The sequence below is a fragment of the Massilia sp. YIM B02769 genome (assembly GCF_030411995.1).
Taxonomy (GTDB): Bacteria; Pseudomonadota; Gammaproteobacteria; order Burkholderiales; family Burkholderiaceae_D; genus Telluria.
This window is the reverse complement of the sequence record NZ_JASNRC010000003.1, coordinates 46,048-62,527: the sequence shown is the minus strand read 5'-3', so window position 1 is coordinate 62,527 and position 16,480 is coordinate 46,048. Positions and strand designations below refer to the sequence as shown.

Below are 16,480 nucleotides of genomic sequence, written 5' to 3'. Positions count from 1 at the left end.
CAGGATGCAAATTTTATATGCAAGCTTATTTCTGCAGCAGATTGTTCACCGGCACCAAGTCCGCTTCGCGCAGCGAACCGGCCGCCGCCTTCAGGCGCAGGCCGTTCAGGATGGTGTTGTAGCGCGCACGCGCCAGGTCGGTACGGGTCGAATACAGCTGGCGCTGGGCATTCAGCACGTCGATGTTGATGCGCACGCCCACCTGGTAACCCAGCTTGTTCGATTCCAGCGCCGACTGGCTCGACACTTCGGCCGCTTCCAGCGCCTTGACTTGCGCCATGCCGCTGTTCACGCCCAGGAAAGCCTGGCGTGCCTGCAGGGCGGCGTTACGGCGCGTGGTTTCGAGGTCGTTGCGGGCCTTGTCTTCCAGGGCGATCGATTCGCGCACGCGGCTGGTGACGGCGTAGCCGCTGAAGATCGGCACCGTCCACTGCACGCCGATGGAATTGTTGCGGCCGTCGCCCGAACTCAGGGTGCGCCCGCTGACGTTGCTGCGGCCGGCATTCGCCACCAGGTCCAGGGTCGGCAGGTGGCCGGCGCGGTTGCGCGAGATGTCGCGCTTGGCCGATTCCAGCGCCAGTTCCGAAGCGGTCACGCCGTAGTTCTGGGTTTCGGCCGAACTCACCCAGGGGTCGACCGTGGCCGGCTGCGGCGAGGTCAGCGTCACGCCGGTCTGCAGCGGCGCCAGCGCTTCCGGCGCCTTGCCGATGATCATTTGCAGCATGGTGCGGCGGTTTTCCAGGTCGTTGACGGCGGCGAACTCCTGGGCCACCACCAGGTCGTACGCGGCCTGCGCTTCGTGCGTGTCCGTGATGGTCTGGGTGCCGACCTCGAAGTTGCGCTTGGCCGAGGCCAGCTGCTCGGTCACCGCACTCTTCTGGGCGCGGGTCGACTCCAGCGTGTCCTGGGCGGCCAGCACGTCGAAGTAGGCTTGCGCCACGCGCGTGATCAAATCTTGCTGGGCCTGGGCAAACTGGGCTTCGGCAATTGCCTGGGCGAGTTTGCTTTGCTCATAGGTCTGCCAGCGGTCCCAGCGGAACAGCGGCTGGGTCAGCGACAGGCCGTACTGGTTGGTGCGCAGGTCGGAACCGCTGCCGGCAATGATGGTCGGCACGCCGTCGACGACCACCGTCTGGCCCTGGTTGAATGGCGAAAAATCGTTGTCGTTCTTGACGTAGGAGCCCGACAGGCCGACCGTAGGCAGCAACCCCGCACGCCCCTGCGTCACCCGTTCACGGCCGGCGGCGAGCGAAGCGCGCGCGCTGGCGTAGGTGGCGTCGTTGGCCAGGGCCTGCTGGTATACCTGGATCAGGTCGATCGCGTTCGCGTCGAACGACACGAAAGCGCTGGCCAGCAGCATGGCGATGAGGGGTTTCTGCATTGCGGTCTCCGTCGGAGTCATCAAAAGTTAGGAAAGCAGGTCAATACTTCGGCATGGCCGGATCGACCTGTACGGCCCAGGCGTGTATTCCGCCCGTCAAATTCGTTACGTTCTCGAACCCGTTGCGCTCCAAAAAGGCCGCGACCTGCATGCTGCGCGCGCCGTGGTGGCAGATGCAGACGATTTCCTGGTCGTCGGGCAGTTCGCCGGCACGGATCGGAACCAGGTGCATAGGAATCTGGGTCGAGCCTGCGATGTGGCAGGTGGCGAATTCCCAGTTCTCGCGCACGTCGAGCAGCAGCGGGCGCTCGCCTGCCGGGTCGTTCAGCCGCGCGGCCAGCTCGGGAGCGGTGATGTGCTGCATCGTTTCCGCCTCTTAGAAAGTGAAACGCGACGCGACCGGCGCGCCGGCCAGCGGCTTGGCGTTGGTCTCGAACAGCTTGACCGTGTCGTAGCCGGTTTCCGATACGCGGGTCACGATCTCGCAGGACATGGCCGGCGCCTGGCCGACGATGGCGGCGATGCGGCCACCGACCTTCACTTGCTTGAGGAAGGCTTCCGGCAGGCTTTCCAGGCCGCCCGAGATGACGATCACGTCGAACGGTGCGCCCTTGTCCCAGCCGGCCGCGGCATTGCCTTCGACCACGGTGACGTTGACGATGCCGGCGTTCTTCAGGTTGGCTTCGGCCAGCGCCTTGACTTCCGGCGACAGCTCGACGGTGGTCACCTGGCGCGCCTTGTGCGCCATCAGTGCGGCCATGTAGCCGGAACCGGCGCCGACTTCCAGCACGGTTTCGTCTTTCTTCAGGTTCAGTTCCTGCAGGATGCGCGCTTCGACTTTCGGATTGAACATCGCGGCGCCGCCCGGCAGCGGGATCTCGACGTCGGCAAAGGCCAGGTTCTGGTAGGCCGTCGGCACGAACTGTTCGCGCTTGACCACGTGCAGCAGGTCGAGGACGTCCTGGTCCAGCACGTTCCATGGGCGGATCTGCTGTTCGATCATGTTGAAGCGGGCTTGTTCGATATTCATCTTGATACTCGGTGGTAAAAGAAATAATCCGATATTTTATCGTTGAACTGCCTCAGGACGCACATCTTATCGGGATGGCATCGCGAGATCGCGAAATTGCGACAGTCTGCAGTTTACGGGGAATGAACGCCCGAAAAAGGCGTCCTGAAGAGGATGGGTTTGCGCTCGACCGTTCACGCCGCCGGGGCGGCCGGAGGCAGCAGGCCGTGCAGCGCCATGTCGAGGAAGGCGTCGAGGAAGGCCAGCGGTTCGAGGTCGCCGCGCTCGCAAGGACCGACCGAATGCTTCCAGGTGACCAACATCAGCATGGGCGCCATCAGCACTTGCGTCGTTTGCGTGACATTGATTGCGCGGAATTCGCCGCGGGCGATGCCGCGTTCGAGCATGCTGGAAATCATGCGCGTGCCGCGGTTGATGACCTCGTCCTGGTAGAACTTGGCCAGTTCGGGAAAGTTGTTCGCTTCGGCCATCACCAGCTTGACGATGCCGGACACTTTATTGACGCCGATGCGGTCCCACCAGTCCAGCATGACCTTGCGCAGCAGTTCGGCGCTGTGGCCGTCGAATTCGGCGACCGAGGATTCGGCCTCGCCGATCACCGGCACGATACTGGTGCGCACCACGGCCTTGAACAATTCTTCCTTGTTCTCGAAATACAAATACAGGGTGCCCTTCGACACGCCGGCGCGGCGCGCGACGTCTTCCAGCCGGGTCGCGGCAAAGCCGCGTTCGACGAACAGGTCGATGGCCGCCGCCAGCAACTCCTGCGGACGAGCATCCTTGCGGCGCTCCCAGCGCGGCTTGGTGTCAAGTGGGCATTCCATGCTTCTGTCCGACAACTTTCAAAGAGTCATCGAATATAGACCCGGGTGGGAGACCAGTCAAGCGCGCATGCGCCTGCCGCCCTGCTCCACCCGCCCCGTGTTGTCATGCCTTGCTCCGACGGTCCTACTTCCCTGCCTTGCCGTTGCCGCAGCCATAAATACGCCCCTGCGCGCCGGCCCGGTAGAGCGCGCCCTCGCGCGTTTGCGCCGGCTGGTCGGTCTGCTGGCGCGGCACCTGGAAGGCCGCCATCACGTCCGCCACGCCCGGCAGGAATTTTTCCACCGCCACGTCCAGCGTGGCCATCGCGCCCACCTTGACGTTGCGCGCCGGCGACGTGGCGGCGTCCAGGATGGCCTCGGCGACCTGGTGCGGATCGAGCTGGGGCGAAGGCAGCTTCGGTTCGTGCGCCATGTAATTGCGCGCGTGCTGGGGCAGCGGCGTGTCGACCGCGGTCGGCTGGATCAGGGTGATCGACACCGCCGCGCCATCGACCTGCTCGACCTCGATGCGCAGCGCATCGGTAAAACCTTTCACCGCGTGCTTGCTGGCCGTGTACATGCCCTGCAAGGGAATGGCGACCTCGGACGCTTCGCTGCCGACGTTGACCAGTGCGCCGCCGGTCATGCGCAGGTGCGGCAGCGCCGTCAGCGAACCGTTGACGATGCCCCAGAAATTCACGTCGAACAGGCGCCGGCTGTCGGCCTCGTTCACTTCGTCGAGGCGGCCGTAGATGGTGCCCCCGGCCACATTCGCCCAGGTATCGATGCGTCCGAAGCGCGCAATCGCCGCCTGCGCCACCGCCTCGACCTGGGCACGGTCGGACACGTCGGCCACCACGTGGATGGCCTCGACGCCGCCGGCGCGCAGGCCCTCGACCACCGCCGCCAGCACGTCGCCGCTGCGTGCGGCCAGCACCAGTTTCGCGCCGCGCCGGCCGGCGTCCTGCGCCGTGGCCAGGCCGATGCCGCTGGAGGCGCCGGTGATGACCATGACTTGCTGGTCGAGGGGCTTGAGCGAACTGGCCATCTGCCGGACTCCCGGTTGTTTTCGTTGTGACCAACCTTATCAGGAAAGACAGCAACGGCGCGCCCGCCAGCTGGGCGCTGTCAATCAGCCCGGCGCCCGCGTTATACTTGCCGGCTCCGCTGCCCGCTTCCTCGATTACCTCATGAATTGCCGCGACCACTGCGGCGCCTGCTGCACGGCGCCTTCGATCACCAGTCCGATTCCGGGCATGCCCAACGGCAAGCCAGCCGGCGTGCGCTGCGTGCAGCTGGCCGAGGACAATCGCTGCCTGATCTTCGGGCGTCCCGAGCGGCCGGCATTCTGCGGCGGCCTACAACCATCGCCGGAAATGTGCGGCGACAGCCGCGAACAGGCGATCCGCTGGCTCGATGCACTCGAACGCGCAACGGCGCCCTGAGCATCAGCCTGGTTCTTCGGCCTCCGGTTCGGATTCGCCCGGCATCAGCAGGCGTGCCTTCTTTTTCTTTTTGACGGTTGTCGAGATTTCCTGCCCGACCCTGGTGGCAGGCGGCGGCGCCATCCGGATCGGAAAGCCGAGAAAGACCATGATGAAAAACACCGGCAGCAGCAGGTAGAAGAGCGGTCGTCTCCAGTTGAGCTTGTGTTTCATCATTGCCAATAGATGAGCTTTGGCAATGACGGTTCAAGTGCTGCCTTGTAAATATTTTGCGGGCGCCAGGGCGGCGCCGGCGTCCGACCTTAACGCATTGCCGGCCGGGCCTGCTGGATATGCGAGAACAGCGCGCCCAGCGTCATGCGCTCGTCCCAGATGTCTTCCAGCGCCACGCCGAACTTGGCGCGCAGGTTGCGCGCCAGGGTGTCGAACTCCACCGTGCCAGGCATCCATTTCGAAGGATGCACGGCGCGGTAAAGACCGAGCAATTGATCGTCGGGACGGAACTTCAGGAGGTCGGCATCGCGGAAATCGAAGGCCGATGTGAAGACGGAGAGGAATTCGCGGATTTGTTTGTTGGACGCCCGCGGGAAGGCGCGGCGCCAGGAACGGCCCTGGCAAGTGCGTGTACGCAGGGGGTTCGGCAGTTGTCCGAACGCCAGCACCGACCATGCGACCGCCAGCAGGACAAGGATCGCCAGTATGCTCATTTGTAAACGGCAGCGTTACTCATGCAGACGAGTCTAGCACGATAAAACCGGCGTGGCGCATGTCGCGGCGGGTATTGTGCGCGGCCGTGGCTGGCATATAAAGCGAGCAATTTCTAGTAATAAACAGGCAATATTCGCGCAATAAAATATCCCGGCCCATTGCGGCCAACTCAGCGGCACCGGGCCTGTCCGTGGTAAGCTTCGACGCCTTGTGGGTCGCCTCCGCTTATCCGCGCCTTTACTTCCCCACTCATCAATAGCAAACCTTCATGGATATCCTTCTCGCCGTCAAGGCGATCATCATGGGCCTGGTCGAGGGCTTTACCGAATTCCTGCCGATTTCCTCGACCGGCCACCTGATCCTCGCCGGCAGCCTGCTGAACTTCACGGGCGAGAAGGTCAAGGTCTTCGAAATCGCGATCCAGGCCGGCGCCATGCTGGCCGTGATCTGGGAATACCGTGCGCGCATCGCCCGCGTGCTGAGCGGCCTGTCTTCCGAGCGGCGCCAGCAGAAGTTCGTGATCAACCTGATCGTCGCCTTCCTGCCGGCCGCCCTCCTCGGCCTGGTCTTCGCCAGCGCCATCAAGGCCGAGCTGTTCAAGCCGGTGCCGGTGGCGATGGCCTTCATCGTCGGCGCCTTCGTGATCCTGTACGCCGAGCGCCGCCACAAGCATTTGCCAAAGGCCGCGCGCATCGAGACCGTCGACGACATGACGGTGCTCGACGCCTTGAAGGTCGGCTGCGCCCAGGCATTCGCCCTGATACCGGGCACCAGCCGCTCGGGCGCCACCATCATCGGCGGCATGCTGTTCGGCCTGTCGCGCAAGGCGGCCACCGAATTCTCCTTCTTCCTGGCGATCCCGACCCTGCTGTCGGCCACCGTGTACTCGGTGTACAAGGAACGCGCGCTGCTGTCGATGAGCGACCTGCCGATGTTCGGCATCGGCGGCCTGGCCGCCTTCGTCTCGGCTTTCCTGTGCGTGCGCTGGCTGCTGCGCTACATCAGTACCCACGACTTCACGATCTTCGCCTGGTACCGTATCGTGTTCGGCGTGATCGTCCTCGTCACCGCGCACTACGGCCTGGTGGACTGGGCGGAATAATCCCAGGAAACTTTGCATGAACACCGAGACCCTTGCCCCTGACACCGAAGCACGCGCGCTGGACGTCCTGCAGACCGTCTTCGGCTATCCCGCCTTCCGCGGGAACCAGGCCGACATCGTCCAGCACGTGGCCAATGGCGGCGACGCCCTGGTCCTGATGCCGACCGGCGGCGGCAAGTCGCTGTGCTACCAGATCCCGGCGCTGCTGCGCGACGGCGTGGGCGTGGTGGTCTCGCCGCTGATCGCGCTGATGCAGGACCAGGTCGATGCGCTGGAAGAAGTCGGCGTGCGCGCCGCCTTCCTGAACTCGACCCAGACCTTCGAAGAGACCCTGCGCATCGAGCGCCTGGTGCGCACCGGCGGCATCGACCTGGTGTACGTGGCGCCCGAGCGCCTGATGACCCAGCGCTGCCTCGATTTGTTCCACGATTCGCGCATCTCGCTGTTCGCCATCGACGAGGCCCACTGCGTGTCGCAATGGGGCCACGATTTCCGGCCCGAGTACATCCGCCTGTCGATCCTGCACGAGCAGTTTCCCGACGTGCCGCGCATCGCCCTCACGGCCACGGCCGACCAGCAGACCCGCGCCGAGATCGCCCAGCGCCTGCAGCTGGAGGAAGCGCGCCAGTTCGTGTCGTCCTTCGACCGCCCGAACATCCGCTACGCCATCGTCGAAAAGACCAACGGCCGCAAGCAGCTGCTCGACTTCATCAGCGCCGAGCACCCGGGCGACTCCGGCATCGTGTACTGCCTGTCGCGTAAAAAAGTCGAGGAAACCGCCGACTTCCTGAACGAGAACGGCATCCGCGCCATGGCCTACCACGCGGGCATGGAGCACAGCGTGCGCGCCGGGAACCAGGCGCGCTTCCTGCGCGAAGAGAACATCGTGATGGTCGCGACCATCGCCTTCGGCATGGGCATCGACAAGCCGGACGTGCGCTTCGTCTGCCACCTGGATCTGCCGAAGAGCATCGAGGGCTATTACCAGGAAACCGGCCGCGCCGGCCGCGACGGCATGCCGGCCAGCGCCTGGATGGCCTACGGCTTGCAGGACGTGGTGCTGCAGCGCCGGATGATCGACGAATCCGAGGCCGACGAAACCTTCAAGCGCGTGCTGTCGATCAAGCTCGACGCCATGCTCGGCCTGTGCGAGACGCTCTCTTGCCGGCGCATGCGCCTGCTCGATTATTTCGGCGAACGCTCCGGCCCCTGCGGCAACTGCGATACCTGCCTGATTCCGCCGGTGTCGTTCGATGCCACGGTGCCGGTGCAAAAGCTGCTGTCGGCCATCTACCGCGTTGACCAGCGCTTCGCCGCCGGCCACGTGATCGACGTGCTGCGCGGCGTGCAGACCGACCGCATCAGCCAGTGGCACCACGATGCGCTGTCGGTCTACGGCATCGGCAACGACCGCAGCGAACAGGAATGGCGCGCCATCGTGCGCCAGGTGATCGCGCTCGGCCTGGTGGCGGTCGACCACGACGCCTATAGTTCCCTGAAGCTGACCGACGCCGCCCGTCCGGTACTGAAGGGCGGGCAGAAAGTACAGCTGCGCCAGTACCAGAAGCCGGTCAAGCCGAAGCGCAGCTTCGCTTCCTCGAAGGGTTACGAGGAGCTGGAACTGTCGAAGTCCGAGCAGGCGATCTTCGACCGCCTACGCTCCTGGCGCATGGGTGCGGCGCGCGAGCACGGCGTGCCGGCCTATGTGGTGTTCCAGGACGCCACCCTGCGCGAGATCGCCAAGGTCAAGCCGACCTCGCTGCAGGAATTGCGCGGCGTGTCAGGCGTCGGCGAGAAAAAACTGGTTTCCTACGGCGACGACATCGTCGGTATCATCAACGAGATGCTGTAGCAGTAGCCGAGGCACGATTCAACCATAGCTTATCCAACATGCAGATCGAATCCTCTACCGCCCCCGCGCCTGCCCATGCTGTGCCGGCGAATGCCGCCAGCCTGCAGACCTTTGTCTTCGCGCTGTTCTTCATCTTCGGCGGCATCACCAGCCTGAACGACGTCATCATCCCCAAGCTGAAGGACTTGTTCACGCTCAGCTACGCACAGGCGATGCTGGTGCAGTCGGCCTTCTTCGCCGCCTACTTCATCGTCTCGATTCCGGCAGCCGCCATCGTGCAGCGCATCGGTTACATGCGCACCGCGGTGGTGGGGCTGCTGACCATGACGGCGGGCTGTTTGCTGTTCATTCCGGCTTCCTCGTCGGGCGTGTTCGCCACCTTCCTGGTCGCGCTGTTCGTGCTGGCCTCCGGCATCACCATCGTGCAGGTGGTGGCCAATCCGCTGATCTCGCTGCTCGGCGCGCCGCAGACGGCGCACAGCCGCCTGACCTTTGCCCAGGCCTTCAATTCGCTCGGCACCACGGTGTTCCCGTACGTGGGCGCGATCCTGATCCTGGGCTCGCTGGCGACAATCGATGCGAGCACCCTGAGCGGCGCCGCGCTCGACGCCTACCGCGCCGAGGAAACGCGGGTCGTGGTGCAGACCTATATCGGCCTGGCGATCGCGCTGGTGATCGTGGCCGCCCTGGTCTGGCACAACCGCAAGAAGCTGGTAGAGACGCCGGCGCCGAAGGTCAGCATCCTGAAGGCCTTCGAACTGCTGAAGCAGCCGCGCTTTGCGTTCGGCGCGGCCTGCATCTTCCTGTACGTGGGCGCGGAAGTGGCGGTCGGCTCGGTGATCGTGAACTACCTGATGGAATCGAACGTGCTGGGACTGAGCGCGGAAGCGGCCGGCAAGCACGTGCCGCTATACTGGGGCGGCGCCATGGTCGGCCGCTTCATCGGCGCGGCCCTGCTGCGCATGTTCTCGCCGGGGAAGGTGCTGGCCTGCGCGGCAAGCATGACGATCCTGCTGCTGCTGGTGTCGGCGAATACGACCGGCATGGTGTCGGGCTGGTCGCTGCTGGCGGTGGGGCTGTTCAATTCCATCATGTTCCCGACCATCTTCTCGCTGGCCTGCGAAGGGCTGGGGGAGCGTGCGGCGGAGGGGTCGGGGCTGATCTGCGTGGCGATTGTCGGCGGCGCGATCGTGCCCCTGATTACCGGGCACACGGCGGACCTGGTGGGGCTGAAGATGGCGCTGATCGTGCCGGCTATCTGCTACGGCATCATCGTGTGCTTCGGGATGTTCGCGCGTAGGCCACGCGCCGCTTGATTGGTAGGGTGGGCGCCCCTGTGCCCACGCGTGACGTGTGAATAGTGTTGGCTTGTTGAAAAGCGAGCCAACAATGATCAGCGTTCACGCGTGGGCACGGGGCGCCCACCCTACGTCGGGCACGGCCAACAATGCCAGAAATGCCGGCAGCCTACTGATTACTTCTTGGTGAACACCAGATCCCACACGCCATGGCCGAGTTTCAGGCCACGGTTCTCGAACTTGGTCAGCGGCCGGTACGCCGGCTGCGGCGCATAACCCTCGGCGGTATTCGCCAGCTGCTCTTCGGCGCCCAGCACCTCCAGCATCTGCACCGCATAGTCTTCCCAGTCGGTCGCCAGGTGAATATAGCCGCCGGCTTCCAGTTTCTGGCACAGCAACTTGACGAACGGCGCCTGGATCAAACGGCGCTTGTTGTGGCGCGCCTTGTGCCAGGGGTCCGGGAAGAACACATGCACGCCAGCCAGCGAGCCGTCCGCGATCATGTGGTTCAGCACCTCGAACACGTCGTGCTGGACCAGGCGCAAATTGGTAATCGACTGCTCGCCGATCTGCTTGAGCAGGCTGCCCACGCCCGGCGTGTGCACTTCGACACCGATGAAATCCTTTTCCGGCATCAGGCGCGCGATGTGCGCCGTGGTGTCGCCCATGCCGAAGCCGATCTCCAGGATGACCGGCGCCTTGCGCCCGAAGGCGGCCTCATAGTCGAGCAGCTCCTTCTTGTACTCGACCAAAAATTGCGGCCCGAATTCCTCGAAGGCGCGTGCCTGCCCCGTCGACAGCCTGCCGGCGCGCGTGACGAAACTGCGGATGCGGTGTTCGGTAGGGTCGTACAGCATCGTACGGGCTGGGCCGTTGCTTGGCTTTTCTTCGGACATGGGAATTTGGGTAGGAGGACAGAAACGGCGCACATTATAGCCTACCGTCCTGCCGTCATTACCGCCACAACATGTTCATGAAACTGTTGCTGCGCCGCATAGTCGTGTGATCATAAAGACAATTTGCGCGATAATATTTCTCCCGTTCAGCTCCTTCCGAGGCCATGATGCATTCGACCAAACACCCGATCGCGATCGAAGACAACGTCGCCACTTTCCAGCTCACCTCCTTCCATTACGGCCAGCCCGGCAGCGGCAAGAAGGTGTATATCCAGGCCTCGCTGCACGCCGACGAAGTACCGGCCATGCTGGTCGCCCACTTCCTGCGCCAGGAGCTCGACCGCCTGGAAGCCGAGGGCCGCATCAAAGGCGAAATCATCCTGGTGCCGGCAGCCAACCCCATCGGCCTGTCGCAGACCATCCACGGCACGCCTTTCGGCCGCTACGACCTGTCGACCGGGGTGAATTTCAACCGCGCCTACAAGCACGTGGCGCAAGACCTGAAACAATCGCTGGAAGGCAAGCTGGGCCAGGATGCCGACGCGAATGTCGCCCTGATCCGCGAACACGCGCGCAACTCGCTCGCGGAATGGGCGCCCTCCACCGCCGGCGGCGTATTGAAGAAAGCCCTGCTGTCGATGGCGATCGATGCCGACATCATGCTCGACCTGCACTGCGACAACGAATCGGTGCTGCACATGTACGCCGGCGAACCGCTGGCCGAGGCCGCCCAGCCGCTGGCCGCGCTGATGGGCGCCCACGCCGTGCTGCTGGCGCGCGAGTCGGGCGGCGAGCCCTTCGACGAAGCCTGCAGCCGCCTGTGGTGGGACCTGGCCGAGCACTTCGGTCCGGACGTCGCCATTCCGCCGGCCTGCGTCGCGATCACCGTCGAGCTGCGCGGCGAAAACGACGTGCGCTACGAGCTGGCCCAGCCGGATGCCCAGGCCCTGCTGCAATACCTGGCGCGTGCCGGCGTGCTCGATATCCCGCTGGAACCGCTGCCGGAGCCGATCTGCAAGCCGACGCCGCTCGATGCCGTCGAACCCCTGTTTGCGCCGCATTCGGGCGTGCTGGTATTCCTGAAGCAGCTCGGCGACCGGGTGCAGGCCGAGGAAACCGTGGCCGAGATCGTCAACCCGGTGACGGGCCAGGTGACGCCTGTAAAACCAACGCGCGCCGGCGTGTTCTTTGCCAGCACGGCGCACCGCCACCTGTTGCGCGGCATGCACGTTTGCAAGATCGCCGGCGACACGGGCTTCCGCACCGGCAGCCTGCTCAGCCAGTAGACGAGGTGTGCTGGTGCTGGCGCGGCAGCGGCCGCATGCGCAGGCGCGCGATGAACATCGCCGCCAGCGCCAGCAGGCCGATTCCCGGCAAGACCCAGGCTTGCGGCGACCGCAGTTCCATCAGGGTGGCGCCGCTGACGGCGCACCACAGCAGCGGCACGATCCACAGGAACGGAGGCGCGCGCCACAGCAGCAGCATGCCGAGCGTGGCCGCCACGGTGGGGTCGGGCGCGATGCCGAACACTTCCGCCTGTTGCCAGGGGCGCCCGTCGAAGGCGGCCAACAGCGGATACAGCAGCAAGCCCGCCAGCACCAGCGCAAACGCCAGGCCGCCCAGCGGCCCGCGCCAGGAAGCGATGGCCGGTGCGCGCCGGTGCGTGGCCAGCCAGCACAGCAGCACGGTTTGCAGCGCGAAGCCCATCGCAAAATACGGCGCCGCCAGGTTGATGCCGGCATAGCGCTGGGCGTGGTAAGTCCAGGCCACCCACAGCCAGCAAACGGCGAGCAGCGCCGCCGCCAGGCGCCCGGCCTTGCCCGCGCCGCGCAGGATGGCTGCCACCAGCGTCAGCCCGACCAGGATGGCGATCAGGTGCGCCGGCCACACCGCCTCGTTCAGTAGCGCGAACAGGCGGAAATAGGTGGGCCTGGAAAACATCAGCAGGTCCGACAGGGTATAGGTCCACCATTCGCTCATGTCGGTGTCTCTAGGTCAGCTTTTGCACGTCGGCGACGATGCGCCGGCGCAGGTTCTGGTCCGGCAGCGGCCCGCGCGCGGCCAGCATGTTCTCTGTTGCGTGGCGCGGGTTCGAGGTGGCGGGAATCGCGCAGGTGACGTCCGGGTGCGAGACGATGAATTTCAGCAGGATCTGCGCCCAGCTGGTGCAGCCGATCTCCGCTGCCCATCCCGGCAGCGGCTTGCCTGCCAGGCTCTGCGTCAAATCGCCCTGGCGGAAGGGCCGGTTGACGATCACGGCGATGCGCCGCTCGCGCGCCAGCGGCAGGATGCGGTTTTCCACTTCGCGGTCGAGCACGTTGTAGCTGACCTGCACGAAGTCGAGCGGCTGGCTTTCCATCAGCTTGACGATCTCGCCATGGCGCCGCCCTTCCGAGGTCGTGATGCCGACGTAGCGCAGGCGATTCGTCGCCTTCATGCGCAGCAGCAGCGGCAGGTGGTCTTCCCAGGCCAGCAGGTTATGCACTTGCAGCAGGTCGAAACGCGGGATGCGCCACAGCTTGCGCGAGGTGTCGATCTGGGCCGGGCCACCGCTGTTGGTCCAGACCTTGTCGGCGGCAAACAGCGGTTTCGGGTGCCCGAGCCGGGCGAGCGCGTCGCCGATCACCGACTGGGCCGAGCCATACATGGGAGACGAATCGATCAGGCGGCCGCCGGCGGCGAAAAAGGCCTTGACGACCTCGGTGCAGGCGGCGCGCGCCTGGGCGTCGTTGCCGACGTTGAAGGTGATCCAGCTGCCCAGGCCGACGACGGGGAGCTGTTCGCCGGACGAGGGAATCGGACGCGTCAGGAGTGTCTGCTGCAGGGGTGACTTCGGGGGCGGCTGCTGCGCCAGCAATGGTGGAGCGAGCGAACAGCCGCCGGCGGCAAGCATGGCTTGCAGCAAGCGTCTGCGTTCGAAAGACGGCAATGACATGGCGCGCTCCGGCAAGGTTCGGCATGGACCAGCAGAGCTGCCATGTCATCACAATTCATTCCCGCGCTCAAGGGGCGCACGCTTAGGGCAAGCTGAACGGCCTCTCTGTGGCAGCTCCACTAGAATAGTAAAAAATCATCGTTTGGGCCTGGCCCAGCTTGACCGAAAGGCTTTCGCATGGACACTACTTCTCTTCCGCAGTCCTTGATGCTCAGGATACGTTTCAAGGGCAAGCCGCCGGCAATCCAGCCGCGCGTCATTGCAGACCCGGGCCTGGCCGGAGCGAGCCTCCTGGCGCCGCGCCAGAAACAGTTGCTGACGATTGCCGGCAGCCATCCGCGCATCCGCTTCATCGGAACCGAAGGCAGCAGCCACGACGCCAGCATGGCGCTGGCGCGAGCGCGGTGTGCATTGCAAGGATTGCCCAGCGGGGTATTTTTCGGTCCGGCCCACAGTGGTTTCCACCGAAGCACGGATTGGCTGCGCCAGAAAGCGGCGCGATGATGAAGCGGTCGTGGAGCGGGTGAAGGGAATCGAACCCTCGTATGAAGCTTGGGAAGCTGCCGTTCTACCATTGAACTACACCCGCGTTGCCAGCATTCTACGCGCGTTTGCCGCGCATTGACAACTTTACAGGCCCGGCTTCACACCGTCAGGTTGTCGGCGATCACCTGGCGGTAACCCTTCTTGTAGGCCACCTGCAGGATGTCGATGTCGTAGCGCCAGTTGGCCTCGACAATCACCGGCCCATGGTCGGTGATCGCCACGTCCCAGCCGACGGTGTACAAATTGTCGATCGACTGATGCGCCTGCGTCACCAGTTCCACCACATCCTGCCAGTAAGGCAGCTTCACGCCGACGATGGTCTTGCCGGTGCGCGGGTGGGCCAGCACGTCGGTCATCTTCGGCCAGGTGCGCGATACCGAGGCACGTACGCCGATCAGCTCGCCCGTATCGGAATCGATGGCGCCGACCAGGTTGCCGCTCGAGCCGTGGGTAAAATTATCGGTTTCGCTGTCGCCGACGATGATACGCAGGCAGGAGCCGATCACCTTGATCTCGCTGCCCTTGCGCACCGTAACGATGCGCACCGTCGACAAGCCCCTGGCTTGGGTAATGTTGCGGATCGTCTGGTGGTTGACCATCTTCGGCTGCACGATCAGCGCCCGCGTATGCTTCAGCGCGGCGCGGCAATACGCGAAGAATTCTTCGAAGGAACCGCTGCGGCCCGCCCAGTGCAGGGTGGCGCCCTCGACGCGCAGCGAAAAGGTGCCGTTCCCGTGCGAGCCGTTGCTCGGCTTGAAGAAATAGTCGCCCGGCACCAGCACGCGCGCCAGGTCCTCGGTCGAATACAGGTGCGGGATGATGCCGCCGTCCGCCGGCAGCGACGTTACCATGCCCAGGATCGGGATGGTGCGGATGCCGTGGGCGTGGCAGTGTTCGAAGAAGCGCGACTTGTCGTCCGCAAGCTGGCGCGCTTCCTTCGACGTGAAGGCCGCGTATTGCGCCTTCAATGGCTCGTTGATCAGGTAATCGGACCAGGCGTGCTTCGGTGTACTGGCCAGGCGGTACAGCGAAAAGTCCTTGGCCCCGATGCCGTAGGCCGAGCGCGCGTAGATCGGACCCCAGATCAGGTGCACGTCCGACAGCTTGCGGATCGAGGACAACGCGTACATTTCGGCGCGCGCGTAATTCGAGATCGTCTCGGCGACGCGGGATAGGTTCATTGCTCTGGCCTTTTACACTGAATATGTCGTGGACGCGGCCTCGGCGAACATCTACCCGCCTGGCAGCCACAGCAATAATATCGCAATAGCAATAATTTCAGTGCACGGCAGGCGTGCGCGCGGCGGATCGGCCACAGCATCGGCCCACATTACGCCCGCCTGCCAGGAAGCCGCTCAGTTCGGCTTCTCGACCGTATAGCCTTTTGCCTTTAGTTTCGCCAGCGCGCCTTGCGGCGAGAGGACTTCGCGCATACTCAATACGGTAAAGGTGCTGGTGTTGTTCTCCAGCGCTTTCTCGGCCGCGGCCATCCAGTTGTCCATGGAACGTTGTTTCGCCGTGAGGATTTCCGGCTGCAGCCTGGTGATCGCGCTGCTGAGGAAAGCGTTGGTGCAGGCGGTTTCGCGCTCGTCGAAATTCAGTTTTTCGATGGCGTCGAGCTCGCCGACGGCCCAGGCATTCGCACGGACGCGGATCGCCTCGACCTCGGCCCCCAGGCTGTTCATGGTGGCAACCAGGCAAGGGACATCTTCCATCACGGCCTTCTTGAACTCGCGCACCGTCTTGACCGGCTCCTTCACCTGGACCTGGACCCGCGTCGGGGTGAACTTGATGTTGTGCTTCTCGGCCAGCTTGCCCAGCACTTCACGCGGCTCCGGCCCCCTGGCCAGGCCGGCCTCGGCCATCGCCCGGCGATACAGTTCCTGGGCCACGAACACCGGGCGCTCGCGCTCGATGTCGTCGTCCTTGGCGAAATATTTCTGTTTCAACGGCTCCCAGCGCGCATACATCTCGGGCGTCAGCAAGTCCTTCAGGGTGACGCCGTCGGGATTCTTCTTGAAGCCGACCATGAAGGGCAAGGCGGTCACGGCGCTCCAGCCGACGCCAACGCCCATTCCCGGTCCGCCCAGGTATTCCTGCGACTGCGCGATCTTGCGCTCGGCATCCCGCGAGCGCCATTCGATGCTCTTGGGCAGGGAATCGTAGGCGCCGAACACCCACATCACATGCTCGCCTTTCGATACCTTCCACAAGCCGGGCCCGGGACGCTGGCCCGACACCAGGACGGTCTGCGGCAGCGGCTCTCCCGCTTCAGCGGCCGGCGCGGTATCGGCGGCGGGTGTTGGCGCGTCGGCCACCGGCGCGGTCTGGGCCAGCGCCGGCAAGGTCAGGAAACACAGGGTCAGGGCGGGTAAAGCGCGTTTGAACATGACATCCCTCTTGAGTTGACTGAAGGCATTGTCATGCGATCAAGGGATATAAGCAAGAAACAAGATGTTACAAGAAGCATATGCATAGTTGATA

General features: G+C 64.4%; 18 protein-coding genes and 1 tRNA gene. 6 read left to right on the top strand and 13 right to left on the bottom strand.

Translation table 11 applies throughout. The features are described 5' to 3' along the window. Positions 1–25 precede the first annotated feature (25 nt). The 5 genes from QPK31_RS05380 to QPK31_RS05360 all read right to left on the bottom strand — a co-directional run bounded on the left by QPK31_RS05380 (position 26) and on the right by QPK31_RS05360 (position 4,262). The gene (locus QPK31_RS05380) at positions 26–1,381 is read right to left on the bottom strand and encodes a TolC family outer membrane protein (protein ID WP_290421919.1); all 1,356 of its coding nucleotides are present in this window, start codon (positions 1,379–1,381) and stop codon (positions 26–28) included. 40 nt (positions 1,382–1,421) lie between these two features. After that, positions 1,422–1,745: a rhodanese-like domain-containing protein gene (locus QPK31_RS05375; protein ID WP_290421918.1), complete on the bottom strand. Its 324-nt coding sequence runs from the start codon at positions 1,743–1,745 to the stop codon at positions 1,422–1,424. A gap of 12 nt (positions 1,746–1,757) precedes the next feature. Continuing rightward, positions 1,758–2,411: a protein-L-isoaspartate O-methyltransferase gene (locus QPK31_RS05370; RefSeq protein ID WP_290421917.1), complete on the bottom strand. Its 654-nt coding sequence runs from the start codon at positions 2,409–2,411 to the stop codon at positions 1,758–1,760. Positions 2,412–2,584: 173 nt separating this feature from the next. Next, complete coding sequence (locus QPK31_RS05365; RefSeq protein ID WP_290421916.1) at positions 2,585–3,235, bottom strand: TetR/AcrR family transcriptional regulator; 651 nt, start codon at positions 3,233–3,235, stop codon at positions 2,585–2,587. Between the two features lie 124 nt (positions 3,236–3,359). Next, positions 3,360–4,262 carry an SDR family oxidoreductase gene (locus QPK31_RS05360; RefSeq protein ID WP_290421915.1) on the bottom strand — a complete coding sequence of 301 codons (903 nt, stop codon included), beginning with the start codon at positions 4,260–4,262 and terminating at the stop codon, positions 3,360–3,362. A gap of 142 nt (positions 4,263–4,404) precedes the next feature. Here QPK31_RS05360 and QPK31_RS05355 point away from each other — a divergent pair, with 142 nt between their 5' ends. Beyond that, positions 4,405–4,659: a YkgJ family cysteine cluster protein gene (locus tag QPK31_RS05355; RefSeq protein WP_290421914.1), complete on the top strand. Its 255-nt coding sequence runs from the start codon at positions 4,405–4,407 to the stop codon at positions 4,657–4,659. Positions 4,660–4,662: 3 nt separating this feature from the next. Here QPK31_RS05355 and QPK31_RS05350 read toward each other — a convergent pair whose 3' ends face one another. Next, positions 4,663–4,875 carry a hypothetical protein gene (locus QPK31_RS05350; protein ID WP_290421913.1) on the bottom strand — a complete coding sequence of 71 codons (213 nt, stop codon included), beginning with the start codon at positions 4,873–4,875 and terminating at the stop codon, positions 4,663–4,665. An 86-nt stretch (positions 4,876–4,961) separates the two neighbouring features. Further along, positions 4,962–5,366, bottom strand: a complete 405-nt coding sequence (locus QPK31_RS05345) for a hypothetical protein (RefSeq protein WP_290421912.1) — start codon at positions 5,364–5,366, stop codon at positions 4,962–4,964. A gap of 269 nt (positions 5,367–5,635) precedes the next feature. Between QPK31_RS05345 and QPK31_RS05340 the strand changes: the two genes are divergently transcribed. From QPK31_RS05340 to QPK31_RS05330, 3 genes are read left to right on the top strand one after another with little or no spacing between them, the layout of a single operon-like run. Next, positions 5,636–6,469 carry an undecaprenyl-diphosphate phosphatase gene (locus tag QPK31_RS05340; RefSeq protein WP_290421911.1) on the top strand — a complete coding sequence of 278 codons (834 nt, stop codon included), beginning with the start codon at positions 5,636–5,638 and terminating at the stop codon, positions 6,467–6,469. Positions 6,470–6,485: 16 nt separating this feature from the next. Beyond that, positions 6,486–8,321 carry a DNA helicase RecQ gene (recQ, locus tag QPK31_RS05335; protein ID WP_290421910.1) on the top strand — a complete coding sequence of 612 codons (1,836 nt, stop codon included), beginning with the start codon at positions 6,486–6,488 and terminating at the stop codon, positions 8,319–8,321. 38 nt (positions 8,322–8,359) lie between these two features. Next, complete coding sequence (locus tag QPK31_RS05330; protein WP_290421909.1) at positions 8,360–9,637, top strand: sugar MFS transporter; 1,278 nt, start codon at positions 8,360–8,362, stop codon at positions 9,635–9,637. A gap of 158 nt (positions 9,638–9,795) precedes the next feature. Here QPK31_RS05330 and trmB read toward each other — a convergent pair whose 3' ends face one another. Next, positions 9,796–10,476, bottom strand: coding sequence for a tRNA (guanosine(46)-N7)-methyltransferase TrmB (gene trmB / locus QPK31_RS05325; protein ID WP_290422273.1), 681 nt, complete (start codon positions 10,474–10,476; stop codon positions 9,796–9,798). Between the two features lie 203 nt (positions 10,477–10,679). Here trmB and QPK31_RS05320 point away from each other — a divergent pair, with 203 nt between their 5' ends. Continuing rightward, on the top strand, positions 10,680–11,801 hold the full coding sequence (locus QPK31_RS05320; RefSeq protein WP_308633690.1) for a M14 family metallopeptidase: 1,122 nt from the start codon (positions 10,680–10,682) through the stop codon (positions 11,799–11,801). On the opposite strand, the gene QPK31_RS05315 is transcribed toward QPK31_RS05320, so the two are convergent. Next, positions 11,791–12,495 carry a DUF6064 family protein gene (locus QPK31_RS05315; protein ID WP_290421908.1) on the bottom strand — a complete coding sequence of 235 codons (705 nt, stop codon included), beginning with the start codon at positions 12,493–12,495 and terminating at the stop codon, positions 11,791–11,793. The genes QPK31_RS05320 and QPK31_RS05315 overlap by 11 nt on opposite strands. Positions 12,496–12,505: 10 nt before the next feature. Continuing rightward, entirely contained in the window at positions 12,506–13,450 is a 945-nt protein-coding gene (locus QPK31_RS05310) for an aldo/keto reductase (RefSeq protein WP_290421907.1), read from the bottom strand. Positions 13,451–13,627: 177 nt separating this feature from the next. On the opposite strand from QPK31_RS05310, the gene QPK31_RS05305 reads away from it, so the two are divergent. Beyond that, complete coding sequence (locus tag QPK31_RS05305) at positions 13,628–13,954, top strand: hypothetical protein (RefSeq protein ID WP_290421906.1); 327 nt, start codon at positions 13,628–13,630, stop codon at positions 13,952–13,954. A gap of 11 nt (positions 13,955–13,965) precedes the next feature. Here QPK31_RS05305 and QPK31_RS05300 read toward each other — a convergent pair. The 3 genes from QPK31_RS05300 to QPK31_RS05290 form a co-directional block, all read right to left on the bottom strand. Then, positions 13,966–14,039: transfer RNA gene (locus tag QPK31_RS05300), tRNA-Gly, on the bottom strand. Between the two features lie 55 nt (positions 14,040–14,094). Continuing rightward, positions 14,095–15,177, bottom strand: coding sequence for a sugar-transfer associated ATP-grasp domain-containing protein (locus tag QPK31_RS05295; protein WP_290421905.1), 1,083 nt, complete (start codon positions 15,175–15,177; stop codon positions 14,095–14,097). Positions 15,178–15,351: 174 nt separating this feature from the next. Next, positions 15,352–16,386, bottom strand: coding sequence for a TraB/GumN family protein (locus QPK31_RS05290; protein WP_290421904.1), 1,035 nt, complete (start codon positions 16,384–16,386; stop codon positions 15,352–15,354). Positions 16,387–16,480 lie beyond the last annotated feature (94 nt).